This is a genomic window from Micromonospora sp. DT53 (assembly GCF_049841535.1).
Taxonomy (GTDB): Bacteria; Actinomycetota; Actinomycetes; order Mycobacteriales; family Micromonosporaceae; genus Micromonospora.
Map to the genome: position 1 here is coordinate 1,179,383 of NZ_JBNCKM010000002.1, position 16,170 is coordinate 1,195,552.

16 protein-coding genes are annotated in these 16,170 nt (G+C 69.9%); 7 read left to right on the top strand and 9 right to left on the bottom strand.

Annotated elements, in window-relative coordinates:
- The first annotated feature begins 75 nt into the window (after positions 1 to 75).
- On the top strand, positions 76 to 576 hold the full coding sequence (locus tag ACLQ3B_RS11340) for a sigma-70 family RNA polymerase sigma factor (RefSeq protein WP_425779745.1): 501 nt from the start codon (positions 76 to 78) through the stop codon (positions 574 to 576).
- The gene (locus ACLQ3B_RS11345) at positions 569 to 1,258 is read left to right on the top strand and encodes a hypothetical protein (protein WP_425779747.1); all 690 of its coding nucleotides are present in this window, start codon (positions 569 to 571) and stop codon (positions 1,256 to 1,258) included. The genes ACLQ3B_RS11340 and ACLQ3B_RS11345 overlap by 8 nt, the downstream gene beginning before the upstream one ends.
- A gap of 71 nt (positions 1,259 to 1,329) precedes the next feature.
- Here the strand turns inward: ACLQ3B_RS11345 and ACLQ3B_RS11350 are convergent, their stop codons facing one another.
- Both ACLQ3B_RS11350 and ACLQ3B_RS11355 read right to left on the bottom strand, forming a co-directional pair.
- A complete protein-coding gene (locus ACLQ3B_RS11350) occupies positions 1,330 to 2,967 on the bottom strand; it encodes a peptidase (protein ID WP_425779749.1) in 1,638 nt (545 codons plus the stop codon).
- A gap of 123 nt (positions 2,968 to 3,090) precedes the next feature.
- Positions 3,091 to 3,753: a hypothetical protein gene (locus ACLQ3B_RS11355; RefSeq protein ID WP_425779751.1), complete on the bottom strand. Its 663-nt coding sequence runs from the start codon at positions 3,751 to 3,753 to the stop codon at positions 3,091 to 3,093.
- A gap of 340 nt (positions 3,754 to 4,093) precedes the next feature.
- On the opposite strand from ACLQ3B_RS11355, the gene ACLQ3B_RS11360 reads away from it, so the two are divergent.
- The 4 genes from ACLQ3B_RS11360 to ACLQ3B_RS11375 all read left to right on the top strand — a co-directional run bounded on the left by ACLQ3B_RS11360 (position 4,094) and on the right by ACLQ3B_RS11375 (position 9,638).
- Positions 4,094 to 5,152: a HupE/UreJ family protein gene (locus ACLQ3B_RS11360; RefSeq protein ID WP_425779753.1), complete on the top strand. Its 1,059-nt coding sequence runs from the start codon at positions 4,094 to 4,096 to the stop codon at positions 5,150 to 5,152.
- A gap of 144 nt (positions 5,153 to 5,296) precedes the next feature.
- A complete protein-coding gene (locus ACLQ3B_RS11365) occupies positions 5,297 to 7,270 on the top strand; it encodes a fibronectin type III domain-containing protein (RefSeq protein ID WP_425779755.1) in 1,974 nt (657 codons plus the stop codon).
- 89 nt (positions 7,271 to 7,359) lie between these two features.
- Positions 7,360 to 8,439 carry a WxL protein peptidoglycan domain-containing protein gene (locus tag ACLQ3B_RS11370; RefSeq protein WP_425779757.1) on the top strand — a complete coding sequence of 360 codons (1,080 nt, stop codon included), beginning with the start codon at positions 7,360 to 7,362 and terminating at the stop codon, positions 8,437 to 8,439.
- 227 nt (positions 8,440 to 8,666) lie between these two features.
- Entirely contained in the window at positions 8,667 to 9,638 is a 972-nt protein-coding gene (locus ACLQ3B_RS11375) for an NADP-dependent oxidoreductase (RefSeq protein WP_425779759.1), read from the top strand.
- Between the two features lie 4 nt (positions 9,639 to 9,642).
- On the opposite strand, the gene ACLQ3B_RS11380 is transcribed toward ACLQ3B_RS11375, so the two are convergent.
- The 7 genes from ACLQ3B_RS11380 to ACLQ3B_RS11410 form a co-directional block, all read right to left on the bottom strand.
- A complete protein-coding gene (locus ACLQ3B_RS11380; RefSeq protein ID WP_425779761.1) occupies positions 9,643 to 10,233 on the bottom strand; it encodes an HAD family hydrolase in 591 nt (196 codons plus the stop codon).
- Between the two features lie 16 nt (positions 10,234 to 10,249).
- Complete coding sequence (locus ACLQ3B_RS11385) at positions 10,250 to 11,506, bottom strand: RNA polymerase sigma factor (RefSeq protein ID WP_425779763.1); 1,257 nt, start codon at positions 11,504 to 11,506, stop codon at positions 10,250 to 10,252.
- 2 nt (positions 11,507 to 11,508) lie between these two features.
- A complete protein-coding gene (locus ACLQ3B_RS11390; protein WP_425779901.1) occupies positions 11,509 to 11,856 on the bottom strand; it encodes a YciI family protein in 348 nt (115 codons plus the stop codon).
- Between the two features lie 130 nt (positions 11,857 to 11,986).
- A complete protein-coding gene (locus ACLQ3B_RS11395; protein WP_425779765.1) occupies positions 11,987 to 13,198 on the bottom strand; it encodes a low temperature requirement protein A in 1,212 nt (403 codons plus the stop codon).
- A gap of 106 nt (positions 13,199 to 13,304) precedes the next feature.
- A complete protein-coding gene (gene trpS, locus ACLQ3B_RS11400) occupies positions 13,305 to 14,363 on the bottom strand; it encodes a tryptophan--tRNA ligase (protein ID WP_425779767.1) in 1,059 nt (352 codons plus the stop codon).
- An 89-nt stretch (positions 14,364 to 14,452) separates the two neighbouring features.
- Positions 14,453 to 14,629, bottom strand: a complete 177-nt coding sequence (locus tag ACLQ3B_RS11405; protein WP_425779768.1) for a hypothetical protein — start codon at positions 14,627 to 14,629, stop codon at positions 14,453 to 14,455.
- Positions 14,630 to 14,633: 4 nt separating this feature from the next.
- Positions 14,634 to 15,104, bottom strand: a complete 471-nt coding sequence (locus ACLQ3B_RS11410; RefSeq protein ID WP_425779770.1) for a PRC-barrel domain-containing protein — start codon at positions 15,102 to 15,104, stop codon at positions 14,634 to 14,636.
- Positions 15,105 to 15,253: 149 nt separating this feature from the next.
- Here ACLQ3B_RS11410 and ACLQ3B_RS11415 point away from each other — a divergent pair, with 149 nt between their 5' ends.
- Positions 15,254 to 15,502 carry an SCO4848 family membrane protein gene (locus ACLQ3B_RS11415; RefSeq protein WP_425779771.1) on the top strand — a complete coding sequence of 83 codons (249 nt, stop codon included), beginning with the start codon at positions 15,254 to 15,256 and terminating at the stop codon, positions 15,500 to 15,502.
- The last annotated feature ends 668 nt before the right edge of the window (positions 15,503 to 16,170 follow it).

Below are 16,170 nucleotides of genomic sequence, written 5' to 3' on the forward strand. Positions count from 1 at the left end.
CGACTCGACAGGTGAACCGGGGCGAGTTCCATGCGGCGGTGACCAGCGGACGAGGCATGGGAGGGCACCTGTCGGATGCGTGACGCCGAAGAGTTCGACGCCCTCTACGCGGCCTGTGCGGGTCGGGTCGTGGGTCACGTGTACGCGCTCACCGGCAACCGCGCCGAGGCCGAGGACGCCGTCGCCGAGGCGTTCATGCGGGCCTGGCAGCGGTGGCGGACGGTCCGGGAGACGGACAGTCCGGAGGCGTGGGTCCGCCGGGTGGCCTCCCGGATCGCGGTGAGCAGCTGGCGCAAGGCGTTCAACCGGGTACGCGCGCACCGCCGGGCAGCTGTCGACCAGGGCGTGCCCGGACTGAACGAGGACCACGTCGCGCTGTTGCAGGCGCTGCAACGGCTGAGCGCCAACGAGCGGCGGGCCGTCGTGCTGCACCACCTCAACGATCTCAGCGTCGCGGAGGTGGCAGCCGAGATGCAGGCCCCCGTCGGAACCGTGAAGACGTACCTCGCCCGTGGTCGGAGAGCGATGGCCGGGTTGCTGACCGATCCGCACCAGGAGGAGACCTCCCATGGCTGATCCGCGCGACGATCTCACCGCGATCGTGGACGAGGTCCGGCGAGTCGCCACGCTGCCGGGGGCGCAGACGTTGCGGCGTCGCAGCGACAGTCGTCGACGACGTCGGGCGGCCGTCGGCGCGGCGGGGCTGGCCGTGGTGGCCATCGCCGCTGGCACCACCCTGTTGTCGGCGCGGAACAACGTCGAGACGCCGGGTGCCGGCCCGGCCACCCCTGTCGCGCCGCCAGTGGTCCCGTCCGTGACCGCCTCGGCGGGACCGCAGGAGATCCTCGGCGGCCGGCGGCAGGTCCAGATCGTGCTGCCCGGCATGGGCGGAGCCGCGCTGGCGCTCGACCGCGCCGGCGATCAGGTGCGGGCGACCACCGAACCGGGCATCGACGACCGGGCGCTGTGGGTTCTGCGCCCCGAGGGCGACAGGTACCGCATCCTCCTGGCGTCAGGTGCCGACGCGGTCTGCATGACCGTCGTGCACGACGCCGCGCCGGGCAGCGTACGCGGCCGGGCATGTGATGCCGCCGCCTCGACGCAGCTCTTCCGGATCGATCAGGTGCCCGACGGCAGCTACTCGATCTTCCAGGGCAAGCGCTACGTCCAGGTTGTCGACGGCACCAACGCCCTGGTCCCCGACCTGCCCGAGGGCCTCACCACCACGTACGAGTTCCTGGACCGCGGACCGAGGTGAGCGGCCTGCACACCGGCAACACAGCGGGGGTGGGCCAGAATGGCCCACCCCCGCTGTCACCTGTTGCTTAGTCAGTCGCGCGGGATCTGCAACACCACGCGGCGACGGCGGAACAGCACGAGCAGCGCGGCACCGAGCGCGAGCACCGCCACACCGCCGCCGGCGAGCATGGCCGCCGGTGCGCCGGTGACGGGCAGGCCGCCGCCCGAGCCGCCCTCGTCGTCACCGCCGCCAGTGCCGCCGCCGGCACTGCCGCTGGTGATGACGATCCGGGCGGTGTTGTTCTCCGGCTTGGACTCGGACGCCGCGGTGACGCTGCGGGCCACGATCGTGCCGTCGGTGCCCGGAGCGGACTTGATCTTCACCTGGACAGTGGACTTGATCCGGCCCCAACCGGAAGCCGTGGCCGGGAACTCGCTCTCGAAATTGCACCGGAGCTTGGCCGATTCCGGCAACGTCTCGTGCTCGGTGCCGTCGGTGTAGCACCAGTCGCTGGGCAGCAGGACCGTGCCGGTCGGCGCCGTGATGATCACTGACGGGCCGCCGCCGTCGGAGGGACCGTTGTTGACGACCTCGTAGGCGACGTTGACCGTCTGACCGACGGCACCCTTCACGGCCGGCGCGGCCACCGAGATGTCGAGGGTGTTCGGCTTGCTCCAGAACCCGAACCAGGCGTAGTTGTCGGACTCGTCGAGCTCGCCCTCCGCCGCGCGCTGCCGCGCGAGGTCGCCCTTCGCGCCCTTCGCGGCGAGCTTACGAACAGCCTCGGCGAACGACGGCCCGGTGCCCTTGGTGCCCGCGTTGCCCTTGGCGGAGCGCTCCTGCCCGGCGAGGGCGACATCCACCGAGCCGTAGTTCTCGCTCGGGCCGTCCAGGTTGCGGCCAAACTCGATGTTGAAGAGGGACTTCCCGGTCTTGTCGTCGAAGAAGAGCAGACCGTCACCGGGTTCGAGGGTGGTCGGGACCACGCAACTGACCTCGCTCGGCCCGTACACGTAAGGCTCGCCGATGTCGTCCGGGTAGTAGTCGGTGTAGGTGCAGTCGCTGTACCGCTCGGCGAACGTGGCGCCGGTGGGAACACCCACGCGTACCGTGAAGTTCTTGGCGGCGGTGTCGCCCTCGTTGCCGACGCCCGCATACAGCGGGACGGTGTTCCCCGGGCCGACAGGCGTCTTCTTGTCGTTCAGGTCCTGTGCGGCGGCGACCAGATCGGGGCCGGACGCGAGCACCGTGACCGGGAACGAGGTGGTGTCGTTGCCCGGTGCCATGTCGTCCTCGGCGCCGTCGATGGTGACGGTGACCGAACCGGCGTCGCCGGGGGCGGCGCCCTGGCGGCTGGTGAGCGTCAGGGGGTAGACGGACTCGACCTGGCCGGCGTTGAGCGCTCCGACCTTGCAGGTGACGGTGGTGTCGGCGAGCTTGCAGTCGCTGTAGTCCGGCACGGACGCGGTGACCGCGTCGGAGACCTTGCTCAGGTCCAGGGTGACGGTCACCGCCGTCGCCGGGGCCTCGCCGTAGTTGTAGACGTACATGCCGATGGTGCTGCCGTTGTTGTCGATCTCGGCAACGGGTTCGTTCTGGAACGACACGAACAAGTCTGGCAGCGGCTCGGCGGCGACGGCCGCGTGTGGGGCGCTGAAGAGGGTGGCCGTTGCCAGCAGCGCTGTCGCCGCGGCGAGGCGCGAGAATTTCGACGGTATGCGGTTCACGTCATCTCCGATGAGGGGGGTGTCGGCCGCACTCTAGCTGTCGATCATCAAAAATTCCGTCCCGATCCTCGCGGCCGGGCACTCCCGACCCTGTCGCGTCGACTCCGAGGCGGAGCCCGGTCGTCAGAGCCAAATCACGAGCCCGGTCAGGTCGTTGAGAACTGCGGCAACGCCCGCCCGGATGGCGGCCGCGCATCGGTCCTTGGTGAACGAGTTCGGGTCGTACGTCGAGGACATGCCGAGCCCCTCACCGCGGAACGACGCGCCGTCCCAGTCGACAGCCGTCACGTTGTGGGTGGGCTCGGCCAGTTCCGCGCCCACCACGAGGAACTTCTCGTCCAGGTGGTTGGGGGTGACCAGCGCGAGCCCGTCGATGAGGTCGTTGCCCGCGCTGACGATGAGGTCCGGGCCCATCTCCATCGCCTTGGCGATGTTGGGAACGGCGTCGTGCGCGTTGCCGACGACGATCGTCCTGATGTCGACGTGCTCGTCGTCGGCCCACTCCTTGACCGCCGTCACGAGGGCCTTGGTCGGGTTGTCCGTACCGCTGGTCAGCAGGACGACCCGGTAGTCCTTCGGCGGGTGGACGTCGGCCCACGAGCCGGGCTGCGGCGTGATGGTCGCCTCCGGCGCGGGCTTCGTGGAGGGGTCGACGAACCCCGGGCCGAGCGCACCGATGGCGCTGGGCGCCGGACGTGGCTCGGACCAGTCGTCGCTGGAGTTGCAGGCGGTGACCAGCGCGGCGGTCGCGGCCAGCATGGCTACGGCCCGAAGCGGGGGGCGCAAGGTGATCGTCCTCCGGGTGGTGGCGGAAAGTGCGCGTACTTCTTCGTATTCCTATCTCAGTTCCGGTCACCGGCAATCGGTGGGCGGCCGTTCGCGGATTTTGTTCTCCGGCGGTTCGCCGGTGTGCGGGTTGGTGTTCACCCACGCCATGCAACGTGCACTGGCCAACTGAGGGAGTGGAATGTCAGGCCGCATCCGCCGTACCGTTATCGTCGCCGCTGTCGGGTTCGCCGCAGCGGTGGTTCCGTTTCTGGGTGTCGAATCGGCCTCCGCGCACGGGTTCTCGTCGACTGTGTACACGAAAATTGCGCCGGGAGATGAGGGTCACATTCGGACGGGGTTGGAACTCGAATACGACCTCCTCGTCGTGTCCGCCGCGGACGCCGGTGACGACGACCCGCTCTTCCAGGCGGGAACTGCCGCGTTCGAGGCGGGCGACGCAACTGCCCAGGCCGCCGCCCTGAGGAGTCACGCGACGGCGGTCCTCGGGTACGTCTCCGACCGGTTCTCGGTGAGCTCCCGGGGTGCGGCCTGCCGGCCGACCCAGGTGGGTGACGCGACGATCGGCGAGCGCGAGGGCGTGCCGTACGCGGACCTGCTGCTCGACTGGACCTGCTCGGAGCGGGCCGACGAGCACGTGGTGCGCAGCGGCCTCTTCCCGGACGGCGAGGGGTACGTCAAGGGCACGAAGACGATCGTCACCTACGAGATCGACGGCCGTTCGGGCAGCGCGGCGCTCGACGCCGCCAACCCGTCCTTCTCGACAGCGCAGGCCTGGTACCAGCGGTTCGGCGAGTTCTTCCTCCTGGGCGCCGAGCATCTGCTGACCGGGATCGACCACATCCTGTTCCTGCTGGCGCTCATCGCCGGGTCGCGGCGGCTTCGGGAGATCGTGCTCGCGGCCACCAGCTTCACCTTGGCGCACTCGGTGACGTTCATGCTCGCCGCGCTCGGCCTGGTGGAGGTGCCGGGGGCGATCGTGGAGCCGATCATCGCGATGTCGATCGCCGTGGTCGCCGGCTGGCACCTGTGGGGGATCTGGCGGCGCGGCGAGCACGCGACCGACCTGGAGACGGCCGGGCGGGGACACTTCAGCCTCGACCGGGCCGGCTGGATCCGCCTCGGCGTGGTGTTCTGCTTCGGCCTCGTGCACGGCCTGGGCTTCGCGGGCGCGCTGGGCATCGACGAGGCGTGGTCGTGGACCCTGCTGTGGTCGCTGCTGGTGTTCAACGTCGGCATCGAAACCGTTCAGTTGACGATTATCGCGGTCGTCTTCCCGCTGCTGTTCGTGCTGCGCCGTCGTGCGCCGAAAGCTGGCCTATGGGTGACCGGGGCTGTTTCTGCGGGCGTGTCCATTATGGGGTTGATCTGGTTCGTGCAGCGCATTTCTGGATCATGAGTAGGGCTAAGTAGTTCGTGAAGTGCAGTCTTTCGCAAGATCACGTTCACGGTTGGTTCATCGGGCGGAGAAAGCGTGGAATTGCTTCCCCAGCGTCGGGTGAAGGCACAATCCATTTCTCTATTTGAAAAGGGAACAATGTCGATGACATTGAGCACCTCGACACGGGCCTCCGCGCTCGTGCGGCGGCGCCTGGTCGCCGGGGTCGCAGCCGGGCTCCTCGGAATGGGCGCGGCCCTCGGCAGTGGCCTGATGGCCACCGCGAGCGCAGCCGAGTCCACCACGATCACCGGTGTGGTCCTCGGCGTCGGCGCCAACGAGACCCAGCGCATCGTGAGCTGGTACTCCTCCGCCGACACCGCGCAGAAGATCCAGCTCGCCCCGACCGCCGAGATCGTCAACGGCGAGTTCCCGGCCGGCGCGGTCAGCTTCGACGCCGTTGGCGCGGCGAACACCTCCACCACCGGGTTCAACCGGCACGCCACGATCAGCAACCTGCGCGAGAACACGGCGTACTCGTACCGGGTCGGCGCCGAGGGCAGCTGGTCCCCGGCGTACGCCTTCCAGACGCACGACTTCGAGGGCGACTACGACTTCCTGTTCTTCGGCGACCCGCAGATCGGCTCCTCAGGTGACCGGCTGAAGGACCAGGCCGGCTGGGAGGACACCCTGAAGGTCGCGACCGCGGCCAACCCGAACGCCGAGCTGCTGGTGTCCGCCGGCGACCACGTCGAGAGCGCCAACGACGAGGGTCAGTGGACCTCGTTCCTGGCCCCCGACCAGCTGCGTCAGGTCCCCTTCGTCGCCACCATCGGTAACCACGACGTCGGCGGCAAGTCCTACGAGCAGCACCACTTCACCCCGAACACCGACCGCTCGTCCCAGTACTACAACGGGGACCAGGCGACCCGGTCCGGCGGCGACTACTGGTTCATCCACAAGGATGTGCTGTTCATCGACCTGAACAGCAACAGCTACGCCAACCCGGCTGACGGCTCGGCCGGTGGCGACGCGGCGCACGTCGCGTACGTCACCGACGTCATCAACAAGCACGGCTCCGAGGCCAAGTGGAAGGTGCTGGTCTACCACCACTCCATCTACTCGCCGGCCAGCCACGCGACCGACGCGGACAACAAGCAGCGGCGGGAGGACTTCACCACCGCGTTCTCCAACCTCGGCGTCGACATGGTGCTGCAGGGCCACGACCACAGCTACACCCGCAGCTACTCCATCAAGAACGGCCAGAAGGAGAACCCGGCCGAGAAGCCGGGTGCTGCCGACGTGTTCCCCGGCCCGGGTGGCGTCATCTACGTGACGGCCAACTCGGCCTCCGGCTCGAAGTACTACGACATCAAGAAGCCGGACGACAGCGGCACGGGCATCCGCGGCAACGGCCCGGACCCGCTCGACCCGGGCAAGTACTGGTACAACTCCGTGCAGAACCAGGAGCACGTCCGCAGCTACGTCAAGGTGCAGGTTCGCGGCGACAAGCTGGTTCTCGCGAACGTCCGCAGCGGCACCTGCGCGGCGCCGAACGCGGCAGTCGAGAAGGGCCTCTCCTGCGTCAACACCCCGGACGGTCAGCCGGTCGGCTCGATCGTCGACAACGTGACCGTGCACCCGTTCCACGGTGACGGCCAGGCCATCCAGGTCAACGTGCCGAACCCGGCCCCGGGCGAGTTCGGCTGGACGATCGACGGCTACAACGGTCTGGTCGACCTGGGTACCGCGCAGGAGCGCAACGGCACCTACTTCCAGGCCAACGGCAAGATCAACCCGATCCTCGTGTCGGACAGCCGCCGTTCGCTCGCCCCGTGGTCGATCTCGGCCAACGTCGGCGACTTCCAGGACGCCGACAAGAAGTTCTCCGGCTCCTACCTCGGTTGGAACCCGTACGTGCTCGACGCCGGCGCGGGCGCCGAGGCCGGTGCCCAGGTCCTGTCGTCCCTCGACGACCAGGGCAAGGGCCTCTCGGTCTCCAGCGCGCTCGCCGCGGCCGCGCAGGGTCACCCGCGCGGCGGTGCCAAGCTCGGCGCCGACCTGGACCTGAAGATCCCGGACAGCATCGCGAAGGGCAGCTACCGCACCACCCTCACGATCACTGCTCTGAGCAGCTGACCGGACTGTTCCATTCGGCGGGGTAGGCACCTTCGGGGCCTACCCCGCCACCGGTTCACCCACTACCAAGATCACCACGAGGACTTGAGATGCAACCGTCCGTAACTCGCTGGAAGAGCACGACCGCCGCACGCCTCCGTACGACCGCACTCTCCCTGCTCGCCGTCGTCGCGGCCGTCGGTGTCGGTGCCGGTCCCGCCCTGGCCGCTGACGGCAACGTCGCCTGGACGGTCCGGACGGCCTCCAACGGCTACGGCGAGGCCCGGTCCAGCTACAGCTACAACGTCAACCCGGGTGGTGCCGTCGAGGACGCCATGGTCGTGGCCAACCGCGGCCCCGCGCCACTGACCCTCACCGTGTACGCGGCCGACGGCTTCACCACCGACGCCGGCCAGCTCGACCTGCTCACCAAGGACAAGAAGTCCGTCGCGATCGGCGCCTGGGTGAAGCCCAACGCCGGCAGCGTCGTGATCCAGCCCGGGAAGACCGCCCAGGTTCCCTTCAAGGTCAGTGTCCCGGAGAACGCCACGCCCGGGGACTACGTCGGTGGCATCCTGACCACGCTGACCCAGGCCGACCAGGCTGAGGGGATCAACGTCGACCGGCGTCTCGGCATCCGGATCAAGTTGCGGGTGGGCGGCGAGCTGAAGCCGAACCTCGCGATCGAGAACCTGCACGTGACGTACGCCGGACCGACCAATCCGTTCAGCAAGGGTGACGCCACCATCACCTACAAGGTCCACAACGTCGGCAACGCGGCCCTGTCCGGTAAGCAGGCGGTGACTGTCTCGGGCCCGTTCGGCCTGCTGCGGGTGCGGGCCGAGGACGTCGCCGCGCCACCGGAGCTGCTTCCCGGTGAGAGCTGGAACGTATCGGTGCCCGTACGCGGGGTGGCTCCCGCCATCTCGCTGGCCGCGACCGCGACCCTGACACCCCTGCTCACCGACGCCTCGGGCTCCACCACCTCGCTCAAGCCGGTCCAGGTCACCGCGCACGGCTGGGCCCTGCCCTGGATGCTCGTGCTGGTGCTCGTCGTGCTGATCGCCGTGCTCGTCGGGGCGTACCTGTACCGACGCCGCAACCGGGCGCAGAGCAAGGCGCGCGAGGACGCCCGCGTACGCGACGCCGTCGAGCAGGCGCTTCGTGGCCCGGAGCCGCAGACCTCCTGATCGCGGCTCCGGTCAACTCGGCCGGCTTCGGCCGGCGGCGGTTCTCGCCCGCTGGGTCAGGCCGATCGCGAACGCGATCACGGCGACCACCAGCACCGCCGCCGGCCCGGCTACGCCTGCCGAGCCTGGCGTTCGTCCTTGTGGGTGAACGGTGCTCAGCTCCGGGCCACAGCTGTTCCCCAGCCGGCATGCTGCGACGGTGACGCCGGCACGGAGAGGGAATCCACATGGTTGACGGGGATGTGCCAGAGCGGATGCAGGCCGCGGCCTTGGACGAGTTCGGCGGCCCGGAGGTGATCACCCTGCGGAAGCTGCCGATCCCGCAGGTCGCCGACGACGAGGTGCTGATCAAGGTCTTGAGCGCCGGCGTGGGGGTGTGGGACGTGTACGAGCGCGAGGGTGTGCTGGTGCCGGAGGGCTCGGCGCTCCCGATCGTGCCCGGCTCCGACGGCGCCGGAACCGTCATCGCGGCCGGCGGCAAGGTGACCAGCCTGGCCGTGGGCGACCTGGTCTACGTCTCTGCCACGACCCGCCCGAAGGGCGGCTTCTACGCCGAGTACGCGTCGGTCAAGGCGGAGTACGCGGCGAAGGTGCCCGACGGCGTGCCCCCCGAACACGCCGGTGCCATGCCCACCGACGCGCTGACCGCGCTGGCCGGGCTCGACGCGCTCAGCCTGTCGGCCGGCGCGTGGCTGCTCATCTTCGGTGCGAGCGGCGGTCAGGGCCACCTGGCCGTGCAGCTGGCGAAGCGGCAGGGGCTGAACGTGATCGCCGTGGCATCCGGGGCGGACGGCGTCGCGCTGGTGACCCGGCTCGGAGCCGACGTGTCCCTCGACGGCCACGGCGACATGACCGACGTGCTGGCCCGGGTCCGGGATGCCGCGCCGGGCGGGGTGAACGCCATCCTGGCGATGGCCGGTGGCGCGACGCTGGACCGGCTCAGCGAGGCGCTGGCCGATGGCGGGGTGGTCGCGTACGCCCACGGGGTGCAGCCGGAGCCGAAGGAACGGCCGGGCGTCGTCGTCCGCGCGTACGACGGCGAATCGAACCCACGACAATTGCAGCGCCTCAACGAACTCATCGAGGCCGGGCCGTTCGTGGTGCACGTCGCGGAGAAGTTCCCGCTGGGCAAGGTGCGGGACGCGCACCAGCGCCTACAGACGTCCTACGCCGGCAAACTCCTACTGACGGTCGCCTGAGACGTCAGGGCGTGCGCTGTTGCGGCACGCGTACCGAAGCCATGCCGGCCGCCGTCGCGGCCTGGATGCCCAGGTCGGTGTCCTCGAAGACCAGACAGGCCTCCGGGGGTACGCCGAGCTGCTCCGCCGCGAGCAGGAACGCCTGCGGGTCGGGCTTGGCCCGGGTGTAGTCGTCGGCGCAGACCAGCACGTCGAAACGGTCCAGCAGGCCGAGCGCGTCCAGGGAGGCGGTGACCGACGCGCGGGTGCTGCCGGAGACGACGGCGAACGGGACCCGCCGGTGCGCGTCGTGGATGTGCGCCAGCACCTCGGGCACGGCCGCGAGCTGCGGTAGCAACTCCTGGTAGTAGCTCTCCCGGCGCTCGACGACGGCCGCCACCGGCATGGCCAGACCCTGCTGCTCGTTCAGGGCGACGATGATGTCGGCGGTGGGTCGGCCGCCCCAGGCGTAGAAGAGGTCCTCCGGGAACTCGCAGCCCCACTCCTGCAGGGCCCGCTGCCAGGCCAGGTAGTGCAGCGGCATCGAGTCGACGATGGTGCCGTCGCAGTCGAACAGGTACGCGGCGAACGGGCCGGGAGGCAGAGGCAGACTCACCCGGGAAGGGTACAGCTCACTCGCTCGTGACGGCCTTCAGCTGTCTGAGCAGGTACGCGCGCTCCGGTTCGGTGCCGACAAGCGTCAACGCGCTGCGGTACGCGGCTGCGGCCTCGTCGTACCGGCCGAGCCGGCGCAGCAGGTCGGCCCGCGCCGCCGGATAGGGATGGTGCCCGCGCAGACGCGGGTCGTCGGCCAACCCGTCGAGCAGCGCGAGCCCGGCCTCCGGCCCGTCCCGCATGGCCACGGCGGCGGCCCGGTTCAGCGCGACGACAGGTGAGGGCACCAGGCCGAGCAGCACGTCGTAGAGCGCCACCACCTGCGGCCAGTCGGTGCTGGCCACGTCGACGGCCTCGTCGTGCAGCGCGGCGATCGCGGCCTGCAGACCGTACGGGCCGGGCGCCCGGCCGGTCAGCGCGACAACCACCAGGTCGCGCCCCTCGTCGATCATCTGACGGTCCCAGCGTCCGCGATCCTGGTCGTCGAGGAGGATCATGGCGCCGTCCGGTCCGGTACGCGCGCCGCGGCGGGCGTGGACCAGCAACATCAGGCCGAGTAGCCCGGCGACCTCCCGTTCGGCGGTCAGCAGCCGGCGCAGGATCCGGCCCAGCCGGATGGCCTCCTCGGCCAGGTCGATCCGTTGCAGATCCGGGCCGGAGCTGGCCGCGTACCCCTCGGTGAAGACCGAGTAGACGGCCTGGAGCACGGTGGGCAGACGACCGGGCAGCTCGTCGGGGCCCGGCACCCGGAACGGGATGCGTGCGTCGCGGATCTTCCGCTTGGCGCGGACGAGTCGCTGGGCCATGGTGGCGGGCGGCACCAGGAAGGCCCGCGCTACCTCGGCCGTGGTGAGGCCGGCCAGGAACCGCAGCGTGAGGGCGCCACGGTCCTGCGCGGCCAGGGCCGGGTGCGCACAGGTGAAGAAGAGCGCCAACCGGTCGTCGGGCAGGTCACGATCCGCGTCGGCGGGCGGCGCGTGATCGGCCCGCTCGGCCTCCGCCCGGAGTACGGCGAGCCGGGTCGCCAGCACCCGGTCGCGGCGCAGCCGGTCCACCGCTCGACGCCGAGCCGTGGTGAGCAGCCAGGCGCCCGGTCGACTCGGGACGCCGTCGGTCGGCCAGTGCGTCAGCGCCGCCTCGATGGCCTCGGACGCGACCTCCTCGGCCAGGTCGAGGTCGCCGAAGCGGCGCACCAGCGAGGCGAGCAGGCGGCCGCGTTCTTCCCGGAACACGGCCTCCACCGACGACCCGACAGCCGCCCTCTCACCCGGCACGGTCAGACCTGAATGTCGATCTCGGCGATCGGGCGGACCTGGACCGATCCGGTGCCGATGGCCCCGGGACTGCGGGCGGCCCACTCCAGCGCGGCGTCGAGGTCCGGCACGTCGATGACGTCGTACCCGCCGAGGAGTTCACGGGTCTCGGCGAACGGCCCGTCGGTGATCGTGCGCTCCCCGCCGGGGCCGACCTGCACTGTCGTGCAGGTGGTCAGGTCCTGCAAGGGATGCCCGGAGACCCAGACCCCGGCGTCCTTCATCTCCCGGTCGTAGCGGATCCAGTCCTCGAAGCTGCACCCGTTGCCGACTGCCTCCCCGTCGACCATGGGACTCATGAACAGCAGCATGTACTTCACGTTCCGGCTCCTCTCGGTGCGGCGTGTCGCCGTACAGCATGACGACGAACACGGGTCGGGGATATCGACACGGCCTGGCAGGTTTTTCGGGGCCGGGCGGCACCGAAGGCGCGGCTGGCGCTCACGAACGACCCGGCCGTGCCGACCCGGGTCGTTCGTCACGCTGGTCCATCCGTCGCTCGAACCAGGTCACCCCGATCAGGAAGACGGTCAGCAGGATGAGCGCCGCCAGTGGCGGCAGGGATCGGCCGATCGGCAGCAGGGGCAGCGGCAGCAGCGCGGCGACGACCTGCGCCGGGGACACCGCGCGAACGGTCAGCCGCCGGAAGGCCAACCTGCTGAGCAGGTAGAGGGCGGTGCCGCCGTAGAGTGCGGTAGCGGCCTCCCAGCCCAGCCGACCGGGGTGCGCCGACTCCTCGGTGAGCTGGGCGATCACCTCCTCGATGCCGAGCGCCACGTAGATGGCGCCGATGATCAGCGGGGAGTGTCCGATCCCGTACGCGTCGCCGGCCACGCTGGCCCGTCGCTCACCCGGCACGTTGCTGACGGCCTCCCGCGCGGCGGGCGCCAGCCGGTCGAAGTAGAGCCACCACAGGCAGACCGTGCTGGTGAGGCCGAGCAGCGCGGCCAGCACTGCCGCACCGACTGGTGCGATCGTCCGTGGCCCTTCTCCAGCGGAGATCAAGGACTCGCCCAGCGCGATGATGAGCACCAGGCCGAACCGCTCGGTGAAGTGGTCCACGCTGCCCAGTTGCCACGGCCGGAAGGCGGATGCGATCCGCGCGCCGCCGATGTCCACGAGCAACGCGGCCGTCCAGAGCGCCGTCTGGCCTGCGCCGCCGAGCAGCGCACCGATGATCAGCGGGAGCCACGCCAGGATCACCGGCACGCTGAAGAAGCGCAGCGTCGCGCGCAGTGGTGGGTTCGTCGCGCTCACCCAGAACAGGATCACGAGCTGCACCGCCCGGCCGACCACGTAGGCCAGGGCCACGGTGAGTGGCGCGTCGAGCAACCCCGGGCTCTGTTTCCAGGCGTCCGGCAGCACCAGCGCGGCCACGAAGATCGCCGCCATCGCGACCAGGGTGGCCGCGCGAACGAGACCGACGTCCGGACGGACCAGGTTCCCCACCCAGGTGTACGGGCCCCAGGAGTAGAGCAGCAGGAGCAGGAGGAGTAGCCCCTGGGCCAGGGTGAGCGCACTCGGCGACCCCGCCATGAACGTGATGACCCGGGTGAGTGCGAAGACGAACACCAGATCAAAGAAGATCTCGAACATCGTGGTCCGGTGCGTCACCCCCGCCGGCACCGGATGAATGTCGAGAATCCTCCTCATCCTCGCATTCTGCGCTATAACGGTCGGCGGTTCATCCGGTCTACTCGCCCGGCGCCGCCGCGAAGAGCAGGAAGAACCGCCACGTCGCCGACCGGGTGCCCCGGCCTCAGGTCGAGGCGCCCGGTCGGCGCCGACTCCGCTCGGCCCGCCGCCGCACCTGCTGGTACGCGCCGGTCAGCCCCATCGCCCGGCGTACCTCAAGCACGGTCTGCCGTACCTCCTGGCGGGTCCGTTCCGTGCCCTCGACGATCAGCCGGTCGACCAGACCCCGATCGGCTTCGATCTCGGCGCGACGCTGCCGGATCGGCGCCAGGAACCCCTCCAGCGCGACGACCAGCCGTTCCTTGACCTCCACGTCGCCCACCCGCCCGGCCCGGTAACGCCGGGCCAGGTCGGCCACCTCGTCGCGGTCCGGATTGAAAACCTCGTGGTACGCGAACACCGGGTTGCCCTCCACCGTGCCCGGCACGTCGGCCCGCACCCGGTTGGGGTCGGTGTACATGCCGAGCACCTTGCGACGCACAGTCGCCGCGTCGTCGGAGAGCGCGATCGAGTTGCCCCGGCTCTTGCTCATCTTGGCGGCGCCGTCGGTGCCGACCAGGCTCGGCGTGTCCGCCGGGATCAGCTCGGGCACCGGGAAGACCGGGCCGTACAGGTGGTTGAACCGTCGGGCGATCTCCCTGGTCACCTCGACGTGCGCGGCGTTGTCCCGGCCGACCGGGACCACCTCCCCCTTGACGCAGAGGATGTCCGCGGCCTGGAGCACCGGGTAACCCAGCAACCCGTACGGCATCTCCTCCTTGCCGGCGTCGCGGGCCATGTCCTTGAGCGAGGGCACCCGTTCCAGCCGGGGAACGGTCACCAGGTTCTGCAGGAGGGTGTTGAGGTCGCCGACCTCGGGAATGGCCGACTGGAGATAGAAGGTGGCCCGGTCCGGGTCGACCCCGGCGGCGAGGATGTCGGTCACCATCTCGCGAGCGTTGCCGGCAACCTGGTCGATGTCCTCGCGGCGGTTGCGAGTGGTGAGCATGTGCAGGTCGGCGATGATGAAGAAACTCTCGTAGCGCCGGTGCAGCTTCACCCGGTTGGCGATGCTGCCGACGTAGTGGCCGAGGTGCAGGCGGCCGGTGGGCCGGTCGCCGGTGAGCATTCGTGCGACGGACATGGTGGTGCCTCTCGTTATCCGAAGGTGGGTCACGCGTGGGCGCGCGCCGATCAGGGCTTGCTCAGCCCTGATCGGTCAGCGGGATCGGCTCAGCGAGCCGTCCGCCATCGCGCGCCGGCGCGGAACCGCAGACCATCGGCACGGAGGACGTTCAGAATTTGCTCACGGCCGTCGCCGGAGCTGGTCGGGATCTCGGGCACCGCACCGTGGGGGAGGCCGTCGACCAGGTCGACCGCCTCCGGTGCGCAGTTGCCCGTCCGGATCACCGCCTCAGATTACCCGCGGCATCGCGCCAGGAGGGGGGAGGTAGCTGTCGGCGTAGTAGGCACCGATGCGGTCCCGGTACTCCGGGTCGGTCGAATCCGGATCGAACGGTGGCGCGTCCTTGATCTGCTGTCTGGTCCGGTCGACGTGCACGACGCGTTCCTGGTGATCCACCCGGGCCACCGTCCCGGCCGGTAACAGCACCTTCTGGCCGAAGATCCACGGCCCGGTATCCACCACCAGGTGCCCGGCGTCCGCCTCGTCGCTCGCCTCGTCGATGCTGCCGATGCGCCCGTCGCTCGCCTGCACCTGATAACCCACCAGGTCGACGGGAGTGCCCGGGCCGGGGGCGTCCGGGCCGTCGTGCCCACCCTCCTGACCGTCCGGCGGGGTGACCGAGGGCGTGGCCTGTGTGTAACCGCCGGCCAGGGCGGACGGGTCACGCCAGGCCCAGGGGTTGAAGATCGAGGGTTGCATGGGGCACCTCCAAGGGGACGGTCCTCAGCTGTCCCCCTTCGCAGTGCCCATCCCGCTGCCGCCGGAAACAGTTCCGATCCAGGTGTGGCAGTGCGTTCGCGTTCGCGCCGCCGGCCAGCTGAGCAGGTGCGCTGGCATACTCGGCTGCCATGGTGCTGTCGCGAGGGTGGAGTCTCTTCCTGGTCGGAGTCGGCGTCTGGACCTGGGTGATCTGGCCGAGGTTCGCGGTGGCCATCTGGCAGGACCCGCGGTCCTGGGCGTCCGGCACGGTGGGCGACGGCGGGGCCACCAGCTTCCTGTGGGTGCACGCGCTGCTGATCGCGGCGTCCCTGGCGATCGGCACCACCGCGGGCGTCCTCGGCATCCGGGCCTGGCTCGCCGCCCGGCGTACGTCGTGATCGCCGCCGCCGCCGTGGGAGATCAGGCCGTCGGTGCCCGTGTCGCGGTCAGTCACCGAGCCCTCGTTGCCGCCGAACGGGCCTGACCTGCGGAAACCGCTCGGAAGCGCGAATGTGACGCGCGCCGCTACCCGTGGATTTGACGATCAAACCCGCAGACGCGTAACTTTCTCTCTGCCAGCGCGGAACGGGGCAAACGGGACGAAGGTCCTGAAGCACCGAAACGGGATGGCAACCGGGTCAAGCAGGGGTTCGCTCCTGGGAGACGCGGTCCGGGCGGGGCTCGCCGGATCGGCCGCGAGGCGGATTTGGTGCGGCGAAGCCGACCGGGTAAGGTTCACGACCGGCAGGGAACCGGGCGAGACTGCGGGAGATCGCAGCGGCCGGCTTGCCGAATCCGACGACCTGACGCAGCGGTTCGCTGCTGCGTGAGTGCGCCGGCGCTGACCCGTACGAAGCATGACAGACCGGGACACACGGTTTGACACGGCGAAGACGGTGAGGTAACGTAGTAAAAGTGCCCGGCGCGAGAGCAACGGGGACACGGTACGAAAAGCCCCGGTTGGGGTTCCACTGAGGTGGGGCTTCTGGTCGGTGTGTGGTTGTTCTTTGAGAACTCAACAGGGTGCTTGTAAAGCCAGTGCCAATTATGATTTATACCCCGGACT

Bases quoted from the DNA above. Each gene is read 5' to 3' on its own strand.
- ACLQ3B_RS11365 (WP_425779755.1), top strand. From the start codon at position 5,297: ATGACATTGAGCACCTCGACACGGGCCTCCGCGCTCGTGCGGCGGCGC.
- ACLQ3B_RS11340 (WP_425779745.1), top strand. From the start codon at position 76: ATGCGTGACGCCGAAGAGTTCGACGCCCTCTACGCGGCCTGTGCGGGT.
- ACLQ3B_RS11370 (WP_425779757.1), top strand. From the start codon at position 7,360: ATGCAACCGTCCGTAACTCGCTGGAAGAGCACGACCGCCGCACGCCTC.
- ACLQ3B_RS11345 (WP_425779747.1), top strand. From the start codon at position 569: ATGGCTGATCCGCGCGACGATCTCACCGCGATCGTGGACGAGGTCCGG.
- ACLQ3B_RS11390 (WP_425779901.1), bottom strand. From the start codon at position 11,856: ATGCTGCTGTTCATGAGTCCCATGGTCGACGGGGAGGCAGTCGGCAAC.
- ACLQ3B_RS11415 (WP_425779771.1), top strand. From the start codon at position 15,254: ATGGTGCTGTCGCGAGGGTGGAGTCTCTTCCTGGTCGGAGTCGGCGTC.
- ACLQ3B_RS11410 (WP_425779770.1), bottom strand. From the start codon at position 15,104: ATGCAACCCTCGATCTTCAACCCCTGGGCCTGGCGTGACCCGTCCGCC.
- ACLQ3B_RS11375 (WP_425779759.1), top strand. From the start codon at position 8,667: ATGGTTGACGGGGATGTGCCAGAGCGGATGCAGGCCGCGGCCTTGGAC.
- ACLQ3B_RS11395 (WP_425779765.1), bottom strand. From the start codon at position 13,198: ATGAGGAGGATTCTCGACATTCATCCGGTGCCGGCGGGGGTGACGCAC.
- trpS (WP_425779767.1), bottom strand. From the start codon at position 14,363: ATGTCCGTCGCACGAATGCTCACCGGCGACCGGCCCACCGGCCGCCTG.